Source organism: Lentilactobacillus dabitei, from assembly GCF_019061365.1.
Taxonomy (GTDB): Bacteria; Bacillota; Bacilli; order Lactobacillales; family Lactobacillaceae; genus Lentilactobacillus; species Lentilactobacillus dabitei.
On the sequence record NZ_JAHPPD010000046.1, the window covers coordinates 1 to 22,761 of the forward strand.

General features: G+C 43.8%; 17 protein-coding genes. 7 read left to right on the forward strand and 10 right to left on the reverse strand.

The window, feature by feature from the left end:
* A partial coding sequence (locus KTE19_RS08110) for a transposase (RefSeq protein WP_217342055.1) occupies positions 1 to 104 on the forward strand: 104 nt, incomplete at its 5' end.
* A gap of 90 nt (positions 105 to 194) precedes the next feature.
* On the opposite strand, the gene KTE19_RS08115 is transcribed toward KTE19_RS08110, so the two are convergent.
* Positions 195 to 1,058: an aldo/keto reductase gene (locus KTE19_RS08115; protein ID WP_217342041.1), complete on the reverse strand. Its 864-nt coding sequence runs from the start codon at positions 1,056 to 1,058 to the stop codon at positions 195 to 197.
* A 218-nt stretch (positions 1,059 to 1,276) separates the two neighbouring features.
* On the opposite strand from KTE19_RS08115, the gene KTE19_RS08120 reads away from it, so the two are divergent.
* Genes KTE19_RS08120 through ppx form a run of 3 tightly spaced genes read left to right on the forward strand, consistent with a single transcriptional unit; the run spans position 1,277 to position 5,942 of the window.
* A complete protein-coding gene (locus KTE19_RS08120; protein ID WP_217342042.1) occupies positions 1,277 to 2,821 on the forward strand; it encodes a Ppx/GppA phosphatase family protein in 1,545 nt (514 codons plus the stop codon).
* Complete coding sequence (locus KTE19_RS08125; protein ID WP_217342043.1) at positions 2,818 to 4,995, forward strand: RNA degradosome polyphosphate kinase; 2,178 nt, start codon at positions 2,818 to 2,820, stop codon at positions 4,993 to 4,995. The genes KTE19_RS08120 and KTE19_RS08125 overlap by 4 nt, the downstream gene beginning before the upstream one ends.
* Positions 4,995 to 5,942 carry an exopolyphosphatase gene (ppx, locus tag KTE19_RS08130; protein ID WP_217342044.1) on the forward strand — a complete coding sequence of 316 codons (948 nt, stop codon included), beginning with the start codon at positions 4,995 to 4,997 and terminating at the stop codon, positions 5,940 to 5,942. The genes KTE19_RS08125 and ppx overlap by 1 nt, the downstream gene beginning before the upstream one ends.
* Positions 5,943 to 6,082: 140 nt before the next feature.
* Here ppx and KTE19_RS08135 read toward each other — a convergent pair whose 3' ends face one another.
* The gene (locus KTE19_RS08135) at positions 6,083 to 8,245 is read right to left on the reverse strand and encodes a YhgE/Pip domain-containing protein (RefSeq protein ID WP_217342045.1); all 2,163 of its coding nucleotides are present in this window, start codon (positions 8,243 to 8,245) and stop codon (positions 6,083 to 6,085) included.
* 18 nt (positions 8,246 to 8,263) lie between these two features.
* The gene (locus tag KTE19_RS08140) at positions 8,264 to 8,956 is read right to left on the reverse strand and encodes a D-alanyl-D-alanine carboxypeptidase (protein WP_217342046.1); all 693 of its coding nucleotides are present in this window, start codon (positions 8,954 to 8,956) and stop codon (positions 8,264 to 8,266) included.
* 129 nt (positions 8,957 to 9,085) lie between these two features.
* Here KTE19_RS08140 and KTE19_RS08145 point away from each other — a divergent pair, with 129 nt between their 5' ends.
* On the forward strand, positions 9,086 to 11,251 hold the full coding sequence (locus KTE19_RS08145; protein ID WP_217342047.1) for a YhgE/Pip domain-containing protein: 2,166 nt from the start codon (positions 9,086 to 9,088) through the stop codon (positions 11,249 to 11,251).
* A 323-nt stretch (positions 11,252 to 11,574) separates the two neighbouring features.
* On the opposite strand, the gene KTE19_RS08150 is transcribed toward KTE19_RS08145, so the two are convergent.
* Complete coding sequence (locus KTE19_RS08150; protein WP_217342048.1) at positions 11,575 to 11,982, reverse strand: Spx/MgsR family RNA polymerase-binding regulatory protein; 408 nt, start codon at positions 11,980 to 11,982, stop codon at positions 11,575 to 11,577.
* Between the two features lie 344 nt (positions 11,983 to 12,326).
* On the opposite strand from KTE19_RS08150, the gene KTE19_RS08155 reads away from it, so the two are divergent.
* Positions 12,327 to 13,445 carry an aminotransferase gene (locus KTE19_RS08155; RefSeq protein WP_217342049.1) on the forward strand — a complete coding sequence of 373 codons (1,119 nt, stop codon included), beginning with the start codon at positions 12,327 to 12,329 and terminating at the stop codon, positions 13,443 to 13,445.
* A 229-nt stretch (positions 13,446 to 13,674) separates the two neighbouring features.
* Here the strand turns inward: KTE19_RS08155 and metF are convergent, their stop codons facing one another.
* The 6 genes from metF to KTE19_RS08185 form a co-directional block, all read right to left on the reverse strand.
* A complete protein-coding gene (gene metF / locus KTE19_RS08160; protein WP_217342050.1) occupies positions 13,675 to 14,544 on the reverse strand; it encodes a methylenetetrahydrofolate reductase [NAD(P)H] in 870 nt (289 codons plus the stop codon).
* A complete protein-coding gene (gene metE / locus KTE19_RS08165; protein ID WP_217342051.1) occupies positions 14,522 to 16,807 on the reverse strand; it encodes a 5-methyltetrahydropteroyltriglutamate--homocysteine S-methyltransferase in 2,286 nt (761 codons plus the stop codon). Before metE ends, metF begins: the two co-directional genes overlap by 23 nt.
* Before the next feature lie 114 nt (positions 16,808 to 16,921).
* Entirely contained in the window at positions 16,922 to 17,398 is a 477-nt protein-coding gene (locus KTE19_RS08170; protein WP_054746957.1) for an S-ribosylhomocysteine lyase, read from the reverse strand.
* A 694-nt stretch (positions 17,399 to 18,092) separates the two neighbouring features.
* Positions 18,093 to 18,638: a serine O-acetyltransferase EpsC gene (gene epsC / locus KTE19_RS08175; RefSeq protein WP_217342052.1), complete on the reverse strand. Its 546-nt coding sequence runs from the start codon at positions 18,636 to 18,638 to the stop codon at positions 18,093 to 18,095.
* Positions 18,604 to 19,788: a trans-sulfuration enzyme family protein gene (locus tag KTE19_RS08180; RefSeq protein ID WP_217342056.1), complete on the reverse strand. Its 1,185-nt coding sequence runs from the start codon at positions 19,786 to 19,788 to the stop codon at positions 18,604 to 18,606. Before KTE19_RS08180 ends, epsC begins: the two co-directional genes overlap by 35 nt.
* A 24-nt stretch (positions 19,789 to 19,812) precedes the next feature.
* Entirely contained in the window at positions 19,813 to 20,721 is a 909-nt protein-coding gene (locus tag KTE19_RS08185; protein ID WP_217342053.1) for a PLP-dependent cysteine synthase family protein, read from the reverse strand.
* A 417-nt stretch (positions 20,722 to 21,138) separates the two neighbouring features.
* Here KTE19_RS08185 and KTE19_RS08190 point away from each other — a divergent pair, with 417 nt between their 5' ends.
* Positions 21,139 to 22,506 (forward strand): FAD-binding oxidoreductase, encoded by a 1,368-nt coding sequence (locus KTE19_RS08190; RefSeq protein ID WP_217342054.1) that lies wholly within the window; start codon positions 21,139 to 21,141, stop codon positions 22,504 to 22,506.
* Positions 22,507 to 22,761 lie beyond the last annotated feature (255 nt).

Genomic DNA, 22,761 nt, shown 5'->3' on the forward strand with positions numbered 1-22,761 from the left:
AAAAGTTTTGGGGTGGCCATTTATGGTCACACAGCTACTACATGAGCACGCTTGGCAACATGAGCAGGGAAGTTGTTGAACACTATATCGATAATCAACGCTGATAACACCTTTCGGTGTTAGTTTGTGCATTCATCTACCTGGTTAAAACCAAGAGATTTCTGCGAATCCTTTCATTAAATGAGGCGACTGATTCACAATTGACTGAGTTGGTTGAAATCCGCGTCACTTAAAGTAACGTTAGCTGCAGCCACATTATCCTCCAAATGTTGAATTGAACTCGTTCCTGGAATTGGGAGAATGTTTGGCGAGCGTTTTAACAACCAGGCTAAGGCAATTTGGGCTTCGGAAACATGGTACTTCTTAGCGATATTGCTCAGTGGGCTGTCAGCACCGACTAGTTTACCGGTGTTGAGTGGGAACCAGGGGACGAATGCCATCTGCTGGGATTCACAGTAGTCCACCACATCGTCATCTTTGTGGTTGGCAACGTTATAAAGGTTCTCAACCGCATCAATCTTGGCATATTTTTGGGCTTCTTTGATTTCTTCGACGGTGACTTGGCTGAGGCCAATGTGCTTAATTTTGCCTTCATCCTGCATCTTTTTGAGCTCCCCAACTTGTTCAGCTACTGGGAAATGTGAATCAATTCGATGCAAGAACAACAGGTCTTCATGGTCAAGCCCCAATGTCATCATTGAAACTTCAACTTGTTGACGAAGATAGCCAGGCTCACCATGAGGCGTCCAAATACTTGGACCTTGCCGGGTTTGACCAACTTTATCCGAAATGAAAATTTGATCGCGGTTGGCGGCCTTCTTCAGGCCAGCAGCCAAGTAGTGGTCAGCAAACCACGGACCGTAGGAATCAGCGGTATCAAAGAAATTAACACCAAGTTCAGTGGCGTGTTCAACGACACTCACGGCTTGATTCCAATCTTTGTATGGCCCCCAGGTTCCCGGCCCAGTGAGTTGCATGGTGCCGTATCCTAACCGATTAATTTTAAACTGATCATCAAATTGATAAGTACCAGAATTTACTGCATTCAGTTCTGCCATTATTTCCACTTCTTTCATAAATATTTGATACGTGCTCATTATAGTCGGTATACTGATTGAATGAAATAATTGATGATGGTCTCAAAAAATAACTGAAGAGAAAATGAAAATTCTATTCGACTTTTCATACAGAAGGATTACAAATATTGTATACTTAACTTGAAAATAAATTTAAGGACGCCCCAAATTTGCCAGAATGAAGTAGAGGAATGAGTAAGATGACTGATAAATATTATGGTGCAATTATCGTAAACGTATCCGGGTTAGAATTATTGATTGTCAACCTAAAGAATTTGAAAACGTTGGAGCGGGTAAAGAAAGACATTAATCTTGGTGATGATGTCTATCAAAATAAGCCAGTTAGTTTTGAATCCGTTGACCGGGTTTCAGAAGCCTTAACGGGATTTGTCCAGATCTTAAATGATTATGGCGTAACCAACTATACACTTTGGGGTAGTCAAGCATTATCTGAAGCCATCAATGCTGATTTTATTGCTGATCAATTATTTCTTCACACTGGTCTAACCATTCGGTGGCTCTCTACAAGTCAAGAAACTTATTACCGCAATCAAAAAGCCTATGTTGATTTTAGTAAAGAAAAAGATAGTAAAGCTAAGACCATCTTTTTAGTTGGGATCACTTCTGGGAATACGGTGATTACTGAATTTGATGACCGAAAATTTGTTTCATCGACTGATTTTGCCTTAGGACCCATTAAAATTGCCGAAGATTTACAAAGCTTGCGGCAGACGGCTCCCAATTCAATTGGTGTTTTGAATGATTATATCGATAGTAAATTAAATGATTTTTATATTGGCAATCCTTCGAGTGTGATTCATGAACCTGAACCCAGTAAAATTATTTTATTGGGCACACTGCCTATGAAACGAATGATTGATCGTTATCGCGGTGATCAAGAGCAGGGCGGCCTGACCGCTAAGGCATTTAATAATATGGTTGATGATCTAGTGGATTCGTCTGATCAGTATTTAATCGAACAACTTAAAGTCGATGAGTCTTACGTGCCATTGGTATTACCAGAACTCTTACTCGTTAGAAGGGTTATTCGGTTGACTAATGCCACAGAAATTAGCTTCTCTGATTCTGGCGTGGTTGATGGCCTAGTTAATAACGAAGCCGTCATAAAAGGCTATTCAAAACAGAATTTCACTTCTCAAACAATCACAATGGCCAATAACTTGGCAACTCACTATGGGGTTGAACAAGACCATGAAGATCTGGTCACCAAATTCACGTTGCACTTGTTTGACCAATTAAAGCCGCTTCACAAATTAGGTAATCGCGAACGGGTCTTACTGGAAGTTGCGTCGATTTTGCATGATGTGGGAAATTACATTGGAATTCATGAGCATTATCTCCATTCAGAATACATTATTCAGCACTCGGAAATTATCGGCTTGTCTGATTCGGAGCGGCGGACAATTGCTGCCGTTGCGCGTTACCATAGTTCAACAACCCCCAGCGAGGATTTGAGTCACTTTCAGCATTTAACGGCTGATAATCGCCGCCTGATTTCAAAGTTAGCTGCAATTCTGCGACTGGCAGATGCGCTGGATGATGATCGCCAACAAAAGATCAAGAAAATTTCAGTGTCAGTTAAAGCCCCTAAGGTGATTATTACCGTCTTTAGCAATGCCAATTTAGCCTATGAAAACTGGATTTTTAATTCTAAAAGTCAATTTTTCACTGAAGCATATGGATTTAAAGCTGTACTGAAACAAAGGAGTGTGAAAACAAAATGAGTTCAAAAATTGATTTTAAAGATCCCAATTATTATACGAACCGAGAGCTTAGTTGGTTAGATTTTAACTACCGAGTGTTGGATGAGGCTCGGGATAAATCAAATCCACTGTTAGAACGGGTTAAATTTCTTGGGATCACCCAGAGCAATTTGGATGAATTCTTTATGGTGCGGGTTGCATCATTAGCTAAGTTAACAGAAGTTAAATACGAGGGTACCGACGCTTCCGGACTAACTCCTGCTCAGCAATTAAAAGCCGTAAATGATAAGGCCCATGATATGCTGATCAAGCAATACAGTACCTTAAACCGTTCCTTGTTGCCGGCAATTAATCAGGTTGGCATTCATCTGTTAACCATCGATGCCCTTAGTGAAAAACAGTTTCAATTCATCAAAGGTTACTTCCACGATGAGCTCTATCCAGTGTTGACACCAATGGCTGATGACAGTTCGCGACCGTTTCCGTTTATCAGTAATGATTCATTGAACCTTTCTTTACGAATTACCAAAAATGATGATGCAGATGCAAAGACGCTTTACGCAACTCTCCAGGTTCCAAGTATTTTTCCACGGGTGGTTCGTTTGCCAGGGGCTCAAAATGATTTTATTTTGATCGAGGATGTGATTAAGCGCTTTGTGAATCAATTGTTTGTCAACTATGATATCAAAGAAGTTTCAACTTTCCGGGTTATTCGAGATATGGACTTGGATGTCGCTGAAGAAGATACCTCAGATTTATTGAAGAAGGTTCAACAACAGCTCAAATTACGAGAGCATGGTGAAGTCATTCGGCTCGAAGTGGATGCCAATATCAGTAAGAAACTCCGTAAACGGCTCGTCAAAGAACTCCAAACCGAAGAGGATTCCGTTTATGAAGTCAATGGACCCATTGACTTGACGTTCCTCAATAAACTAGCGAGTGCTGTGGTTGACCACGATGACTTGAAGTATCCACCATATACGGCTTACCAACCGGAAGAACTCAATTCCGATCATAATATTTTTGATGCAATTAAGGAACATGATTGGCTGATGCAGCATCCCTACGATAAATTTGATTCAGTCGTGGAATTCATCCGCCAGGCATCAATTGACAAAGAAGTCCTGGCCATCAAAATGACTCTGTATCGGGTATCAGGTGATTCGCCAATCATCAAATACTTGGGTCGAGCTGCCCAAAATGGCAAACAAGTGACTGTATTGGTTGAAGTTAAAGCTCGGTTTGATGAGGAAAACAACGTTCACTGGGCCCGGCAGCTTGAAAAGATGGGTTGTCACGTTATTTATGGCCTGGTTGGGTTAAAAACCCACTCCAAGTTATCGCTGGTTGTTCGCCGGGAAGAAAATGGCATTCGGCGCTACATCCACATGGGAACCGGTAACTATAACGACGTGACTGCTCATTTCTATACGGACTTAGGCTTGCTCACCTGCAACAATGACATCGGGATTGATGTCACGAATATTTTTAATATGTTATCCGGGTATTCCAGACCGCCATATTTCCATCAATTGCACATTTCCCCTCATGGCATTCGCGACTTCATCATGGATCGCTTAGATGAAGCAATTAAGTACGTGAAGGCTGACCGCCCAGTTCACATTCAGATGAAGATGAATTCTTTGTCTGATCAGGAGATGATTGCTAAACTTTATGAAGCCTCTACGGCTGGCGTGGCAATTGATCTGATTGTTCGAGGGATTTGCTGCCTAAAGACGGGGATTCCCGGGGTCAGCGAGAACATTACGGTTCACTCGATTGTCGGCCGTTTCCTGGAACACAGTCGGATTTATTTGTTTAACTTTGACGGTGATCAGCAGGTCTATCTTTCCAGTGCGGATTTGATGACGCGAAACTTAAACCGGCGGGTTGAACAGCTCTTTCCAGTGCTGCAACCGGATTTAGCTCAGCGAGTTGTGACCATTTATGAGACAATGTGGACGGATAATGTCAAGACACGAACGTTGGATAAAGATGGTATTTATAAACGTGTTGACCGTCGGGGCCGCGCACCACTTGATTCTCAAGAATACTTTGCAGCTCAAGCAACTAAGCTCGCTAAGGCGCAACAGAGTTCTCAACTACCAAAAAGTGGCGCTCAGTTTCAACCAATGCTAAGTCCGCAAAACCAACCCGATCCATTTAACGATGATGATGGGAGTGACAATCAGTAATGGAAAATTTTGCTGTGATCGATTTAGGCTCCAACTCGGTACGAATGACGATTAGTCAAATTGGTAAGGATGCGACCTACCAAACTGTCACCCAGATGAAAGAGTATGTCCGGCTTTCCGAAAATATGGGGATTGAAAAGGTTCTCCAACCCGACGCGATTGAAAGGACAATGGCTGCCTTGAAGGGATTTAAGGACGTTTATTCCAAGCTGGATAACTTAACGATTAAAGCCGTTGCCACTGCAGCAGTTCGGCAAGCGACCAACCAGAAACAATTTTTGAAACGCGTTAAGAATGAACTTGGCATTGATCTTGAAGTGATCTCGGGTTCTCAAGAAGCTTATTATGATTATGTCGGCGTAAGCGAAACCTTACCGGCAACGAACTCGGTTATTATTGATACGGGTGGTGCCAGTGCAGAAATTGTACTCGTTCAAAATGGCCGAGTGACCAACTTGATTAGTATTCCGGTTGGTTCGGTGACCTTATCAGCAAAGTTTGCATTAGCTGATGAAGTGTCTGCCCAAGAATTCTTTAAAGCAGTCATGTATGTAGAGAAAATGTTCCAGAATGTTTGGTGGCTGAAAAACGGGATTAATTTACCAGTCATTGGCTTGGGCGGAAGTAATCGGACCCTTGCCAAGATTAATCGACGTTACAACAATTTATTGGATACTGATGACATTCATGGTTATCAACTGAAAGACGACCAAGTCAACGATACCTTCCAACGAATGCTCGGCGAGAATCTCGAAGAGCGCAAAAAGGTACCTGGCATCAGCAAGGACCGAGCAGATATCATTGTTGGCGGCTTGATCCCAGCAGTATTATTGATGAATTACCTGGATTCCGATCGAATCACATTCTCAACGAGTGGTTTGCGGGAAGGAATTCTATTTGAGAAACTGCACAGTCTGATTAAGGAAAATGTTGAGAAAAGTAAGTGAAGCTGAAATGTTAGAAATTAAAATGGCGAAGAGGAAATCCCGTCTCCGCGTGATGATTTAAGAAACGGCTCCAATCTCACCATCACCAAAAAAGGAAGTTGGACAAAAATGTCTAACCTCCTTTTTTGATTGACGTTCACTTACAACTTGGAACTATGGAAGCCCTCCTCCAATTCACTAATCGGTTTCTGGAACACGCGTCTCAATGGTGCGATTACCAAGAACCCAACTGCAAACAGTGCCAGAATCCCCAACGAATGCCAGAAGACCGCCGGGATTGGGCCAGCAATGGCCTCCCGGAATCCTTGGATGGCATACGTGAATGGCAGGTAAGGGGCTAAAGCAGCCAAGTATGGCGGAATGGTTTCCAGCGGATAAATGCCGCCAGTTCCAAACAACTGGACAATCATCAACAAAACACTGATGACCTTACCGACATTGCCAAACATGTAAACCAACGTGAACATGATGATTGTAAAGACGATTGTCGTCGTATAGGCGGTTGCCAACATCGCCAGAACGCTGACGGGCCTGATGCCAAGAATCAGCAGTTCCCCAATCATGGTAAAACTGGTTTGGGTGAGTGAAATTGAGAGGTAGAGCAATAATTTACCCACGTATTTCTCAATCAAATTGGTTTTTGGGAATCGTTCATTCTTAGGTGTTCGATATTTCCAGGAAACAATTGTTGTCAGCAACAAGATCCCGATCCAAATCGATAGGGTCGTATAAAATGGGGTGACACCATACCCAAACTTGCCCATATTATAAAGATCTGCCTGCTTGAGGGTGATTGGCGATGATAAAAGACTTGCTGCTTTAGGATTTTCGCCCAGTAAATTAATTAGGCGGTTCAGATTTTGTTCATTGATGAATTTAGTTTGGTCATTCAGATTGGTTAACTTATCCTGAATTTCAGCCAATCTGCTGTGAATTTGGTTGACTCGTGAAATTGATAGTTTACTAATCGAATTACCGGCAGTTGCCAGCGCGTTGAGTTGGGGCACTAGGCTGCGCAATGATTCTAGAACTTGATCATCACCGGTCATGCCAGTATCAAGTGTGTTACCCAGGTCGTCCAGGTTCTGACTGAGGGTATCATTGAACGTTGAATTTGCGTCATCAATGTTATGAGCGAGTTGGTCGCCGGTCTTTGACAGCTGAGCGACCAAGTGATTAAGGGACTTTTTAGAAGCGCCCGAGTTAGCAGCCGATTTTAGCGAGGAGAGGCTTCGTTGTTGTTGGCGAATGTTTTTCTTGGCGTTACTCAATGAGTGGATGAGTGACGTGGTTTGGTTGCTTGGCAAGATATTATTCACCACATCAATCACTCGTAATGCGTTGTTGATGTGGTCAACGGTGGTATTTCCAAGGCTTTGCATTTGGTTGATTTCAGTTTTGAGCAGCCCATTAGTTGAAGTGTCGCCAGTGCCAAGATTAGTTGCGAGTGATTGGAGCCGTTCGCCATCTGATTGGAGTTGGGTTAAGCCGTTTGCTAAATCACTGCGAGCGTTATCCAAGGTGGTTTTTGTTGATCGGGTTAAAGCTTTACCATGATTGACGACTCGCTGAAGATCGGTGATTTGCGCAGAAATTTTCGGTAAGTCGGTTTTGACGGTCTTCAAATACTGTTGCATGTCTTTTGAATCACCATTGACCCGTCCAAGGTAGCCTTGAGTTTTCTTAATCGTCTTAATCGCATTGAGTAAGGATGATCGAATCTGCAAAATTTGTGGTTTGTGGGTATCCAGCTTTTCGCCGGCAGCGTTCATTTCTTTCAAAGCCGCCTTACTACTGATCTTGATGAAATTATCCCGAACCTGCTCAGTTAATGTATCTTTGGCTTGACCAGTGATCTTAGTGGCGGCCGGGTTCAACTTTTCATTTGATTTGTAAACGATATTTGGCTTTTGGGGATTAGTGGTGACCAACGTTCCTAGTTTACTTGAAAAATCATTTGGAATCTCGATTAGAGCGTAATATTTTCCTTGGTCAAGGCCGTTATTGCCTTGCCAGCTGTTGGTGATGACCCAATGGATGTCTTGACTCTTCTTGAGTTGACCAACAATTTGTTTCCCGACATCGATTGATCGACCATTAACGGTGCTGCCTTCGTCGCCGTTGACCACAGCGATCGGGAGCCGGCTGGTATTTGCTTTGGAGTATGGGTCCCAGGAAGCTTTGATATTAGGAATCGCGTAAATAGCTGGGATCAGACAAAAAGCCAGCAGGGTGATCCATACCGGCCGGCTGTGAAAAATTCGTTTAAAGTCACGTGTAATTAAGGTAAATATTGTTCTCATAGAAAAATTGAGTCCTCATTAATTCAGACGATCGAGCAATCCTTGGGCGAGGGCAAACACCTTGTCATTCAGGTTGTGAATGGCCACTACCTTTGGATAGAGTTTATTAATCCCTTGGCTAAATAAATAGTTGAGTTCCTGCCCGTCAGACTTGATCATCTGGATGATTTCATTGAGCTTGGCAATGTCGTCGTTGTTACTAATCGAATTCTTGAGATCACTCAGTTGATTGAGTAAATCAGTGATGGTATTTGTCCGGTTCATGGATTCTAGAATTGAAATCAACTGATTCGTGTTGTTAATTGATAACGTGTCAATCAGGCCAATGATTTGGTTGACTTGTTGGCGCTGCTTGGACACATTGAGCATCCGAACTAGATGCCCCCGCCAAATCCAGCCCTTGATCTTGCCATTACCATTCTTCACATAATAATAAACTGCTTTGTTACCATTTGCACGGGTAATATTTGCGGACTTATAGGTATAAAACGTGGTCAACGGGTAATTGTCGGCATTGTGAGCTTTTTTCGTTAATTTGGCAGAGGTATATAGATAACCGCTGACTGCCCGGTACGGATCCTTGGTCAAAGTTTTGGAACTGGTCACTTTGGCGGCTTTAGATTTGGCGGCGGTGGGAGTCGACTGTGATAGGCTGATCCCGGCAATAACGAGCAGGCCGATCAGCAATGATTTGATTAATGAACGTTTCATCTGTAAAATCTCCTTGGAAGTAAAAATGTATTGGTTAACTATTGTTAATGGTTAATAGACGCGTTATTATCATTGTAATGCATTTTCGTGAAGAAAAAAACCGGTTATTCAGATTTTGGGGTACAAATTATGGTTAAGAACATCAAGCTTATTTATCAACGGGACTTAAAATCAATTTTCAAATACAAGGCGGCATTGCTGACAATTACTGCGCTCTGTGTGCTCCCGTGTCTGTATACGCTGGTCAACGTCAAAGCACTCTGGAACCCGTACAATACTCAAGAGGTTAGCCGAATTCCAGTGGCGGTGGTGAATAACGATCAGGGTGCTAAGCTGCAAGGAAAGCAGTTTAACTTTGGCGATAAAATTGTTGCGAATATGAAACAGAATCACCAAATTGGTTGGCGCTTCGTTGATTCCAAGATTGCCAAAACCAAGTTGCGGGCTGGCAAATATTATGCGGAAGTCGAAATTCCCCGCAATTTTTCTGCGGACCTAACCAGTATCACGTCCAGTAACCCAGCAAAAGCTCAAATTAATTATACTGCGAATACCAAATCCAGCCCAATGGGAGATAAGATTACCGAAACAGCGGCCAAAACGCTGGTTAGTACGGTCAAAAAGCAGTTTGTATATCAAGTCAACGCGACCATCTTCTCCTATTTAAATGTGGCGGGTGACAAGGCCAGCAGCAAGCAGGCTGAAATTTTGAATCTTAAGGATTTGATCATTTCTCTTGGGGACAGCATGGAATTGGCAACTGGATCTCTTGGAGACATTAGCGATACTTCCAACAGTTTGGCGATGGCCTTTTCAGAATTAAAGCCGGTAATCTCTGCCTCACAGAACGTCAATGTGGCCGGGACAATCGGCTCAACCAATCGCGAACTGATCAACTCAATTGATCAATCGGTGAATCGGTCATTTAATAATGTTGGCACGGAATTAAGGAGCTCCCAAGACAACGCCAAGCGATTGGCAACCCTATCGAAACAATTGAGTGCGGCCAGTGCAGCTCATAACCGCAGCCAAGTTAACAGTTTGGCTGGCAAGATGGTTACCCAAATTAATTTGGTGCGAGGACAGCTAACCCCGTTGATATCGTACTTAAAGACGGTTAATAAAAGTCACCAAACAACTTCAGTCACTAACTTGATCAACAGCTTAACCAGTGTTGAACAGCTATTGAATACGCAACATCAACAGGTCACGGCATTGAAGCGGGGGTTGAATTCTGGGAGTACGGTCAATGCTGGTGCTCAACAGCGCATTGTCAACCATGCTTATTCGACAATGGCCAAGCTCAATGGCTCATTGCAGCAATACAACAATCACGTTCATAATGATCTGAACGGTATCCAGCGGCAATTAAATTCAACCACCAATCGGACTGCAGGCATCTTGAGTGATGTTAAACAAGTCCGCAATTTAAATGAAAAATCTTTGGATACCGTTATTCGGGGGAATCAGCTGATTGGGGATTCGACTGGCAAATTGGAGAATCAGCTATTGCAGTATAAAGACGTGATTCTGAATGCTAGCAATCAATTGAAGCTGATTTCGGACAATAATATTGCGGATATCATCAGTGTTTTGCAAAACAACCCAAAGTTGATGGGAAATGCCTTGGCTGAGCCCTTTAATGTGAAGGATGAAAATATCTATCCAGTGAGCACGTTTGGATCCGCCTTTTCGCCGACCTATATGGCTTTATCAATTTGGGTCGGGTGTGCCATGTTGGTGGCGGTCCTTCATACCAGCGTGCCCAAATACCATAAGTTTAAGAATTTAAAGCCTCGTGAAGAATATATTGGTAAAATGTTACTGTTTAACACCTTATCAATGATTCAAACAGTCATTATTATTTTGACGACCGTCTTTATCCTGCACGTTCACGTGGAAAGTTTGTTCCTAATGCTGATGGTCGGGGTGGTGACATCACTGACGTTCTCGGTAATTGTTTACACGATGGCGTCGGTGTTTGGCAACCTGGGAAAGGCGCTGGCCGTCATGATGGTGGCCGTTCAGTTGGCCGGAAGTGGCGCCATGTATCCAGTTCAATTGAACCCGCTGATTTTTAGGATTATGCAGCCGATTTTCCCGTTTTCATATAGCGTCAGCGGCTTTCGTGAAGCAATTGGCGGTCCAAATGTTGGAACGGTCATTGTCGACTTTTCGGTCTTGATATGTATGCTGATTGGTGGATTGTTAATTGGCCTATTTCTCAAGAAGTCACTGAAGCGGGTGACCGATCGGCTGCTAGGCGATTTTGTGAGAAGTGAAATTGGTCAATGACCTGATCGAAGCAGTTCCAATTTGTAGACGGTGAAATCAATCTAAAGTCTTGGTTATTTGAGTGAAAATGGTCGAGACATTAGTCGGCAAAGAGTTTATAAACGCAACTTGGCTTTCCCTTCTCATATTGATAAAACTTGCGATAAACGGCTGATCCCCGCCATTTAAGCAAAAAAAGGAATGCATTCAAAAAGCCAGAATGCATTCCTTTTTTCACTTAAATTCTGGGATCAAATTGCCTTTCCCAATCTCTGAAATTAAAAGCCCTCTCAATCTTTTCAACATCAACTCGTTTATTCATCCCACACCCAATAATGATTGAACTACACTTGCGCGCCAACCTGATTGTTCATCAACGCCTTGAGATTTTCTCTTCTTACTTCACGTGGTAAAAAGCTTCTGATATCATCCTCGCTGAAGCCAACTTGAAGCTGTTCATCGTTGTATATCATTGGGCGGCGGATTAGATCCTGATTTTTTACCATTAGATCGACTAACTGTGATACAGTTAAATCATCGATATCAACTTTTAACTTGTGATAAGCGTTACAACGGGTAGAGATGAGGTCCATCGTCCCATCTTCTGTTAATCGAAGAAGTTTCTTAATCTCATCGGCGTTTAGCGGCTTGCGGGCAAGGTTTCTTTCCTTGAACTCGATCCCGTGGTCGATAAGCCATTGGCGAGCCTGACGACTAGAAGAGCTGCTAGGTGCTACCAGTAAGTTCAACATAAGAACCATCTCCCTTGGCAAACCGTTAAGAGTGTGGCAAAGGGTGCTGTGATCTCGGAGGGTAACTGACTTGAATAGTGAAGCGAGTTGGTTACACGGTAAGAATCAGCCCTTTGGAACACGTTTCAACAATATAGAGGCAGTGAATCATGTGACAAGCCTCACCTCCATCCCCAACTTTATCTTATCATGAATATAAGAAAAAATAAATATAAAGGATTCTGGCATGGGTTTGATAACCCTTAATATAACTGGTGTTTTGACGAGTAAAAGTTGTACCGCAAATTTAATGATTTCATAATAAATACTGACAAAAAGTGACTTTAGTAAGGAGTAAAAATAATATGAAGATTGCTGGTTTTGGTGTTGAAGAATGGTTAAACAAGTGGGAAAAGTCGGCCACTTATGATATTTCGCAAAGTACAATTTCGTCAATGACGATGGCAGAAGCCCTGGCCCTTGATGGCAATGGTGGCGCGAGTTTTTATGACCTGCTGGACAGCCAAAAAATGAATTACGGTTGGATTGAAGGCTCACCTGATTTTAAGGCTGAAGTCAGTAAATTATACAAACACGTTGATCCGGATAATGTTTTGCAAACTAATGGGGCCACGGGGGCAAACCACTTAGCGTTGTACGCGCTGGTGGAACCTGGTGACCATGTTATTTCAGAATACCCATCTTATCAGCAGTTATATGACATTCCGAAGTCATTGGGTGCAGAGGTGGACTTCTGGCATATTCGTGAAGATAAGGATTGGTATCCGGATATTGCCAAACTCAAATCATTAATTCGTCCGGATACGAAGCTGATTTGCTTGAATAATGCCAATAATCCAACCGGCACCCTGCTCGATGAGGTCTTCTTAAAACAGGTGGTCGCGCTTGCCGAGGAGGTTGGAGCTTATGTATTGGTTGATGAGGTTTATTTGCCATTGGATCATCCCGAAAACTTCACTTCGATTGTCGACCTTTACGATAAAGGGATCGCGACAAATTCGCTTTCGAAGACGTATTCGATGCCCGGTATTCGAGTAGGCTGGACTGCCAGTAATCATGAACTTGCCGATCGATTCCGAAAGTATCGGGACTACACAATGATCTGCTGTGGGGTATTTAATGACTTGATGGCGACTTACATTTTGAAACATCGTGATAAAGTCTTAGCCCGCAATCGCCAGCTTGTCCTGAATAACCTGAATATTTATAAAGACTGGATTGATTCTGAACCACGGGCAAGCGTTGTGATGCCCCAAGCGGTGTCAACCTCATTTCCAAAGCTGGATATTCCAGAAGACATTGAATCGTTTTGTATCCGATTGTTGCAGGAGCAGGGCGTCTTGCTGGTTCCCGGAAGCCGCTTTGATATGCCTGGTCATGTGCGTTTGGGATATTGTGCTGATGAGGCAACTTTGAAAGAGGGATTGAAGCGACTGTCTGCATTTTTGAGGCAGTACGATTAGGTAGTTTGAGACTGGGATTAGGCGATTTGATCCCAGAAGTTAACGAAAAGAACCAATTATTCCTGATTTTGGAATAATTGGTTCTTTTCGTTAAATGGCCGATATCAGCCGTTTGCGCAGCTTTTATCCAAGTGGCTAGGGCTGAGTGAATGATCATCGATTGAAAATTAATAGATGTCCCGGCCTGTTTGTTGCTTTATTCATAAGAATGGGATTCCAAGTTCCCCACTCACTTCGCGTTTATCACCGCGCGGGTCTCTTGCCAAATCTGTTTGGCAATTCCCGGGTGGTTCATCGTGTACAAATGAATGCCGGCCACGCCTTGAGATACCAAATCAATGATCTGATCGACTGCGTAGGCAATCCCAGCATCCCTCATTGCTTCCTTATTGTCTTGGTAACGGTCCATGATGGCCCGGAACTTTTTGGGTAGTGGGACCCCCGACAGTTGCGTAATTCTGGCAATTTGGTTGCGATTGGTACATGGCATAATTCCAGCTTCAATTGGGACGTTAATGCCAGCAATTTCAGTCTTTTCTTTGAAATCATAGAAGGCTTGGTTATCAAAGAATAGTTGGGTGATCAAATGGTCAACCCCTGAATCGACCTTCCGCTTTAAATTGCCAATATCATCAACGAAGTCAGTCGCCTCCATATGACAGTTGGGATAACACGCACTGGCAATGCTGAAGTTGGGCCGATTCTCCTTGATGAAAGCCACCAGTTCGTTGGCATGATTGAAATCACCAGCTGGTTGTTTATCAGGAATATGGTCGCCTCGCAATGCCAAAACGTTTTCGACATTAATGGAACTGAGTTGATCAAGCAAATCCAACACTTGTTGCTTGGTTTGATACAACCCAGGTACATGGGCCATTGCGGGAATCTTTAATTGATTCTGAATCAAGTTGGCAACTTCTACTGTGCGATCATAATGATCAGTTCCACCAGCACCTAGAGTGACCGAAATAAAGTCTGGATTAATCGATTGCAATTGCTCTAACGTCGGCAAAATTGTGTCCTTATCAGCGGTCTTCTTCGGTGGGAATACTTCTAATGAAAAAACAGTTTTCTGGTTAAATAACTCCGTTAGGCTCATGAATCGCACTCCTAACCTTTTTAGTTGCGTCAACGATATTTCGAAGACTCTCGAACGCTTCATCTTCAGAACGCGTCTTTAAACCACAGTCAGGGTTAATCCAGATTTTTTCAACGGGTAATTTTGAAACCAACTGCTTGATTAAATCTTCAACCTCTTGTTCCGATGGGATTCGAGGTGAATGAATATCGTAAACACCGGGACCAACTTCTGTTTGGAAGTTCGCCGCAACTAATTCGTCAATCAAGGTGAAGTCCGCTCTGGAAGCTTCAAACGAAATGACATCGGCATCCAAAGCATCAATTGCCTTGATAATGTCACCAAATTCGCTGTAACACATATGGGTATGAATTTGGGTACTTGCTTGAACCTTACTGTGAACAAGCCGGAATGCCGGCACAGCCCAGTCAAGATATTCAGAGTACCAGTTGGATTTTCGGAGTGGTAAGTTTTCCCGCAAAGCTGGTTCATCAATTTGGATAATCTTGATGTCATTCTTTTCCAAATCAAGGACTTCATCTTGAAGTGCTAACGCAATTTGGGTGACCGATTCCTTCGGGGTAACGTCTTCTCGCGGGAATGACCAGTTGAAGATGGTGACAGGTCCGGTGAGCATTCCCTTAACGGGCTTGTTGGTTAAGTTTTTTGCAAAAACGGATGCTTTGACGGTGATTGGAGCTGTCCGGTTGATATCGCCCCAAATGATTGGTGGCTTGACCCCACGAGTTCCGTAGGATTGAACCCAACCATTTTGAGTGAAGACAAAGCCGTCCAGCTTTTCGCCGAAGTACTCGACCATGTCGTTACGTTCGTATTCACCATGAACCAGTACATCCAAGCCAAGATCTTCTTGAATTTTGATAATTCGGCGAATTTTGTCTTCGTTAAATTGATCGTACTGTTCACGGGTAATTTCACCCTTACGTAATTTTGACCGATTTTGCCGAACGTCCTTGGTTTGGGGGAATGAACCGATCGTTGTGGTTGGCAGGATCGGCAGATTAAATTCCTTTTTCTGAATGGCTTCTCGCTCGCTTCGTTTTGGCAAGCGGGTATAATCAGCGTCAGTCAGCTTGGCAATTCGCTCATGAACCGCTTCTTTATAGGGATGCTTGACGTTCTTAAAGAGGGCGTCATTTTTATCCAAAGCGGCCTGACCATCTGCCTCATCGCGAAAAATGTTATCCAATTCCTTAATTTCAGCCAGCTTTTCAGTGGCGAATGCCAAGTGTTGGTGCACATCGGCAGGCAGCTTGGTTTCGTCGGCAGCCGTGTAAGGAACGTGAAGCAGGGAAGTCGAACTACTGAGGACGATTGTTGCATCGGTATGAAGGCCATTTAAGAAAGCGATCGTCTTAGCGTAATGATTCCGCCAAATGTTCTTACCGTTGACAATGCCGGCAAATAAGACTTTGTCAGCTGGGAAACCATTTTGCTTAATTAATTCGGCGTTGTAGTGGCCTTCAACGAAGTCTAGGCCAATGCCATCAAAATCAAGGCTGGTGACATCATGATAAACATCCCGAAGATCGCCAAAGTAGTTTTGAAGGAGGACCTTAACAGTCCCTTTGTTGGCTAAAATTGTCTGATAGAGTTTGTCGAACAATTGCTTTTCAGCGGCATCAACGTCAAAACTCAAGGCTGGTTCGTCAATTTGAACCCACTTAACGCCTTGTTGACCAAGCTTTTGCAGCACTTGGGAATAAGCGGTTGCCAATGTATCAGTAAAATCAGTTGGCTTGGCGCCGTCAATAAACCTGCTTAATTTTAACAAAGTATATGGTCCGGTGATGACCGCCTTTGCGTTGATTCCGAGCTTGAGGGCCTCATCAACTTCATTAAATAATTTGTCACCAACCAATTTGACATCGGTATCCTTGGAAAATTCAGGGACGATGTAATGGTAATTGGTGTTGAACCACTTCTTCATTGGGAGGGCCTTAACCGTTTCGGATCCCCGTTGGTACCCACGAGCCTGGGCAAAGTATTCATCAAGTGGCGATAGATTCAATTGTTTGTAGCGGGCAGGAACGATGTTCAGTAAATTAGCTGTATCAAGAACCCCGTCAAAGAACGAAAAGTCACCAGCTGGAATCAAATCGATTCCGGCCGCTTGTTGCGCTTGCCAGTGATTCTGCTTGATCTCGTCAGCTGTTTTTAAAAGTGCGGCTTGGTCGATCTTGTTCTTCCAATAGTGTTCCGTTGCAAATTTTAATTCGCGGTGATGCCCGATCCGGGGAAATCCAATAATTGTGGTTGTCATATAAACCCTCCTAGTTTTAGTTGCAAAGTGATTTGTGAACTTATTTTAATGTTAGTTGCTTGGTGTTGTAATGTGAGAAGGGTATAAGACGGGGTCAAAATCTCATAAATGAGACTAGTCGACAACGTGTCGTTCGAATGGGTCATCAGAAATTCCCTTAGCTAGAATATCTTTGCTCCATTCCTTGGCTGAGAATAATGAGTGGTCACGATAATTTCCACAGCTATATTTGTCAGTTCCTTGAACGTCCTTCCATTGGATGTCGTTGGCGATTTCTTCAAGTGAACCTTTCAGGGCCTTGGCAACTTCTGTGGTGCTGTGCTTGCCCCAAGTAATCAAATGAAAACCAGTTCGGCAGCCAAATGGTGAGCAGTCAATCACACCGTCGAGGCGGTCACGAAGCAAGCCGGCTAAGAGATGTTCAATCGTGTGTAAACCGGCAGTTGGAATCGCGTTTTGGTTGGGTTGAACCAGTCGTAAGTCGTAGTTTGAGATAACGTCGCCTTTTTGACCAGTTTCCTCAGTAATTAACCGAACGTAGGGTGCTTTAACCTTTGTGTGATCCAATGTAAAACTTTCAACTTTTGCCATGATAGTGTCAATCTCCTTAAAATTTATTTGATACACTGTTATTTTAACGCGTGCTAAGAATCATAAAAACCCTTCCAGAAACTTTTGACCAAATAAAAAAGCATCCGCCCCTTACACCAGAAAATCTGATTAAGGGGCGAATGCTTCGCTGTACCACCCTGAATTCGTATTATTCTCACAAATAATACCTCAAAAAGTACCATGATCGATACTCGGCGATATAACGGTCGCACCCGACAACTCAAGCGTGAACTTGAATGCTGCTAATCAGAGTTCATCTTCACCAACGTATCAGCGATCCTTTCCCATCAACCGGATTCTCTTTGTGCTTAATTAGTTGGCTACTCTTCTCTTCAGAGCTTTGCTTTTTGAACTAGCATTAAAATTTAATGATAATAATAGACGCCATTCTAATTATTGTCAACCATCATTTGAGAGAATTTGATTGTAAATTGCATTTTGCGGTCGGCTCACGTATAATTACCACTGAAAAATCTGTCCTTTAAGATGGTCCTGAGAGGCCGTGAAGGAAGCCATTAATGAACGTGTTTTGCTACACCGCCTGGTTAGTCGCTTTGTTCTCCTGTTGGAATATAATTTTGCGATGGCGAATGGTCGATGTGGTTCAGACGAGCACCAGCAGTTAAATCCTCAGATAGGGTTTGAGTGCTGGTGCTCTTTTAGATAATTGACTTTAAGTTTTCCAGCGTTTGAAATTAACTTCCACGATTTTGTTGACGCCTAAGCCAACAATCCTCGCCGGATTTCCCACCGCAATGGTTTTTGGCGGGACATCAACTAAGACCACTGCACCGGCGCCGACTTTGCTGAAAGCCCCGATGGTAATGTTGCCGAGGATCTGGGCATTTGCACCTAGGAAGGCACCTTGTTCAACATGGGGATGGCGGGGACCGAAGACAGTTGTTCTCGCCCCCAGCGTGACGCCGTGCAAAATGGTGACGTCATCTTCAACAATTGCGGTTGAGCCAATGACCACGCCAACCCCGTGATCGATAAACACCCGTTTGCCAATGGTGGCTTTAGGAGAAATCGAGATGCCGGTGCTGTGAGCCGCGTGTTGGCTGATCAAACTCGCGAGGGTAAAGAAACGTCTCAACACCAAAAAGTGGGCAATTCGGTACCAGAATAATGCCCGGATTCCGGGATAGGTTAGCAGGACTTCAGTCAGGCTATGAGCCGCTGGATCACGCTTGAGAATGGAGTGGGCTGTTTGAAACATGGTCATCGCTCCTCTCCAAAGCAGCGAACCCGGCTTTCAGGTCAGCCAGTAAATCTTGCTGATCCTCTACGCCAACGGATAGTCGAATTAATTCATCTTGAATGCCATTCTTTAGCCGGATTTCGCGGGGAATTGCGCCGTGAGTCATCAAGGCCGGAATTTCGATGAGACTTTCAAGCGCGCCAAGACTTTCCGCTAGGGTAATGACCTGCAAGTGCTCAACAAATTGCTTTGGATCTAGCCCCGGTTGTAATTCGAAGGAAATCATCGCGCCGAATCCGTGCATTTGTTTGCGGGCAATGTCATAGTCTGGATTGTCAGGATTGCCTGGGTAGTAAATTTTGCTGACAAGTGGTTGGTGGGAGAGATAGTCAAAGATGGCTTCAGCGTTTGCTAAATGGGCGCGCATTCGGAGCGAAAGGGTCTTAATGCCGCGTTGAAGCAGCCAACTTTCTTGTGGGGCCAAGATACCGCCGATGGCATTTTGCAAATAGCCAATTTGTTTGCCTAGCTTTTCATCATTGGTGACTACCAAGCCGGCGATTACGTCGCTGTGGCCGCCAAGGTATTTAGACGCACTGTGGAGAACAATATCAACTCCCAGTTCTAATGGCCGTTGCACATATGGTGAAGCAAAGGTGTTATCGATAATGCTTAATAGCTTGTGTTCTTTGGCAATGTGAGCGATTGCGGCAATGTCGGTCACCCGGAGTAGTGGGTTGGTTGGGGTTTCGAGGTAGATCGCTCTGGTTGCCGGGGTGATTGCCTGCTCAACTGCCTGTAAATCCCGGGTGTCGACGACGGTGAACGTCATCCCAAAGCGTTTAAGCACGGCATCGATTAATCTAAACGTCCCACCATACACATCGTTGCCAACGATAAAGTGATCACCAGCCGAAAAGAGTGAAAAGACTGTATCGATTGCAGCAGATCCCGAAGCAAACGCAAAGCCATCAGTGCCGCCTTCAAGATCGGCAATTAATTTTTCCACTGCCTCTCGAGTTGGGTTGCCAGATCGGGAATATTCATATTGATTCTCGCCAATTTTGTTTTGGCGGAAGGTTGATGCCATATAAATTGGCACAGACGTTGCGCCGGTGGTTGCGTCTTCACTGATGCCGCCATGTAATAATTTCGTATCAAATTTCATCATAAAGGACCTTGCTTTTAGTTTTTAGTCGTAAATATGTTCACTCATGTAACGTTCACTGCTGTCTGGAAATACTGTCACAATCCGGCTGTTTTGGGGTAAGTGTTCCACAACCTGTAAGCTGGCGGCCAGGGCGGTACCACTTGAACTGCCAACAAACAGCCCTTGGGTTCTCGCCAGTTGTTTCACTTGGGAAAAGGCGGCCTGATCGGGGATCGTCAAAGTTTGATCAATTTGGACCTCCTTAAAGAATGGGGGAACAAATTCTACCCCGATGCCTTCGGTGCGATGGGGATGAGCTGGACCGCCGTTTAAAATCGATCCCTCTGGTTCGGCCACGATTGTTTGGGTTGCTGAATTTTGCTCTTTTAGATATTTGGCAATTCCAGCAAAGGTGCCTCCGCTGCCAGCCCCCGCCACAAATGCAGTGATGGGTTGGCCTAAGTCTTCGATGAGTTCGGGTGCAAGGGTGTGGTAATAGGCCGCCGGATTGGCTGGATTTTCAAATTGCATCGGAACGTAACTATTTTCGATGTTGGTGGCAATGTCTCGTGCCTTCTTGATTGCCCCCTTGATTCCCAATTCACTCGGCGTGTTGATTAACTCTGCCCCCAGCGCCTTCATCAATTGCTGTTTCTCAAAACTAAATTTTTCTGGAACGACTAAAATCGTTCGTAATCCATGTTGCTGAGTTGCCAAGGCGACGCCAATGCCAGTGTTGCCGGCAGTTGGCTCGATGATTGTGGTGCTGTCATTGATCTTGCCACGGTCAATGCCATCTTGAATCATGTATTGACCAAGCCGGTCCTTGATGCTGCCGCCAGGATTGAACATTTCAAGTTTGGCGTAAATGTGACTGTGATTTGGAAGATCAATTTGGAGATCAATAAGTGGCGTGTGGCCGATGAGTTGTGAAACTGATTGAATTAACATGATGTCATCCTCTCAAATGTCAAAATAGATAGAAAAAGGGTGCGAAAACTCAAATGAATTTTCGCACCCTTTGCTGAGTTCATACCCCTGAAAGGCAATTAACTTTTAAGGTCGGTATTCCTCAAAATGTCAATGCTAACAGGCCGAACATCGCAAAACGCGCGTTGTTCGACAACAGTTATTGATTGCATTAAACATTGATTGAGTCATAAGGACACCTCCGAAATTTTGTTGATCAAATCATACTGAATTTAGATGGCATTGTCAAATGATATTTTAATTTTTATTTGCTGCGATTCATTAGGTTAGTGATTAAAGTCGACTTTCGCACATTGACAAATTTTAATAATTTACTCATAATCAATACCAAATGAGGGGATCCTTGTACTCAAATTAACGATGAAGGTTGGCGACAAGATGTCAGTTAATATTAATGAGTTATCATTGCCAGATGGTCAGATTGTGTCAGACAATGAAGAAATCAAGAAATTGAGCAGTGATAAATTTACTGAAGCAATTGAAGAAGATAATCAGCCATTAGCAGTTATTCAGGCTAAAAGCGTTGCCGATGTGCAGGCGGCGGTTAAATTTGCGAACGATAACCGGATTCCAGTTACTGCTCGTGGTGCCGGAACATCAATTGTTAACGGATCGGCGGCTGAAAAGGGTGGCTTGATCATTGACCTGACACAACTCAATAAGATATTGGAAATTAATATTCCCAACCAGTATGCCATTGTCCAAGCGGGCGTTTTAAACTCAGATCTTGATGAAGAAGTTCGCAAACATGGGTACTTCTTTTCACCTGATCCTGGTTCCAAGCGAATCAGTTCGGTCGGTGGGAATATTGCAACCAATGCTGGTGGAATGAGCTCGTTAAAGTACGGAACAACGAAGCAATCCGTTGTTGGGTTGCAGGTGGTTCTGGCTGACGGGAAATTGGTGGAATTAGGTGGTAAAACATTCAAAAACAATGCCCCTTACGATTTGACCGATTTATTTGTCGGTTCTGAAGGAACGCTGGGAATTATTACCGCGGCTACGGTCAAGTTACTACCAATTCCGTTTGGAAACCCCGTTACAGGGTTGGCAACTTTTAACAACATGAAGCAATTGAGCATTGGGGTTCAAAATATTTCTGGTAGTGGCCTCTATCCGTCCATGATGGAAGCTTTAAATAAAACATCGATTGAAGCTCTGGATAATTTGGAAAAGTCCGATTTGGGTAAGGGCGGTGCTGAATCCCTCTTAATCTTCCAATTGGACGTTGCTCCAGCCGGCGCGGTTGACGCTTTGAAGAAGATTTTGACTAAATCAGGAGCATTGCAGGTTAATGTCACCGACGATCCAGGTTATGCCAAGAAGATCATTAAGATTCGCCAAGATTATTATCAGGCAGAAGCTGCTTATGGGCGCTTGATCGTGGAAGATGTCGCCGTGCCGTTATCCAAACTACCAGATTTGGCTGACTTTGTTGAAAAATTACAATTCACGTCTAAAGTGACTGCCTTTTTGGGTGGCCATGCTGGTGACGGTAACTTCCATCCAAACTTCGCCGTTTCAAAGGACTATTCCGAAACGCCAGCCGACGTCAATGATGCAATTAATAAAATCTTCAAGTACGTCCAATCCATTGGCGGCACAATTTCAGCCGAGCATGGGATCGGTGATTTGAAGTACAAGTGGGTACTGCCTCAACTTGGTGAAGATGTGGTTGAGCTGCAACGAAAGGTTAAAAAAGCCTTTGATCCTAATAACATCTTGAATCCGGGCAGAAAAGTCTAACCGTAGGAGTCTTTAACAGCTGAGGTTGATGGATCGGCTAATTCACTGATGATATATGAGGCGGGATATATATATTAATTTTCAATCGATGATCATCGCCCTAGCCACCTGGATAAAAGCTGCGCCAAACGGCTGATCCCGGCCATTTAACGAAAAGAACCAACTATTCCAAAATGAAGTGAACCCCAATAGTTGGAGATAATATTTAATAATTTTTAGGCACATAACTGGTCGTTGTGAATCCGGTATTCAACC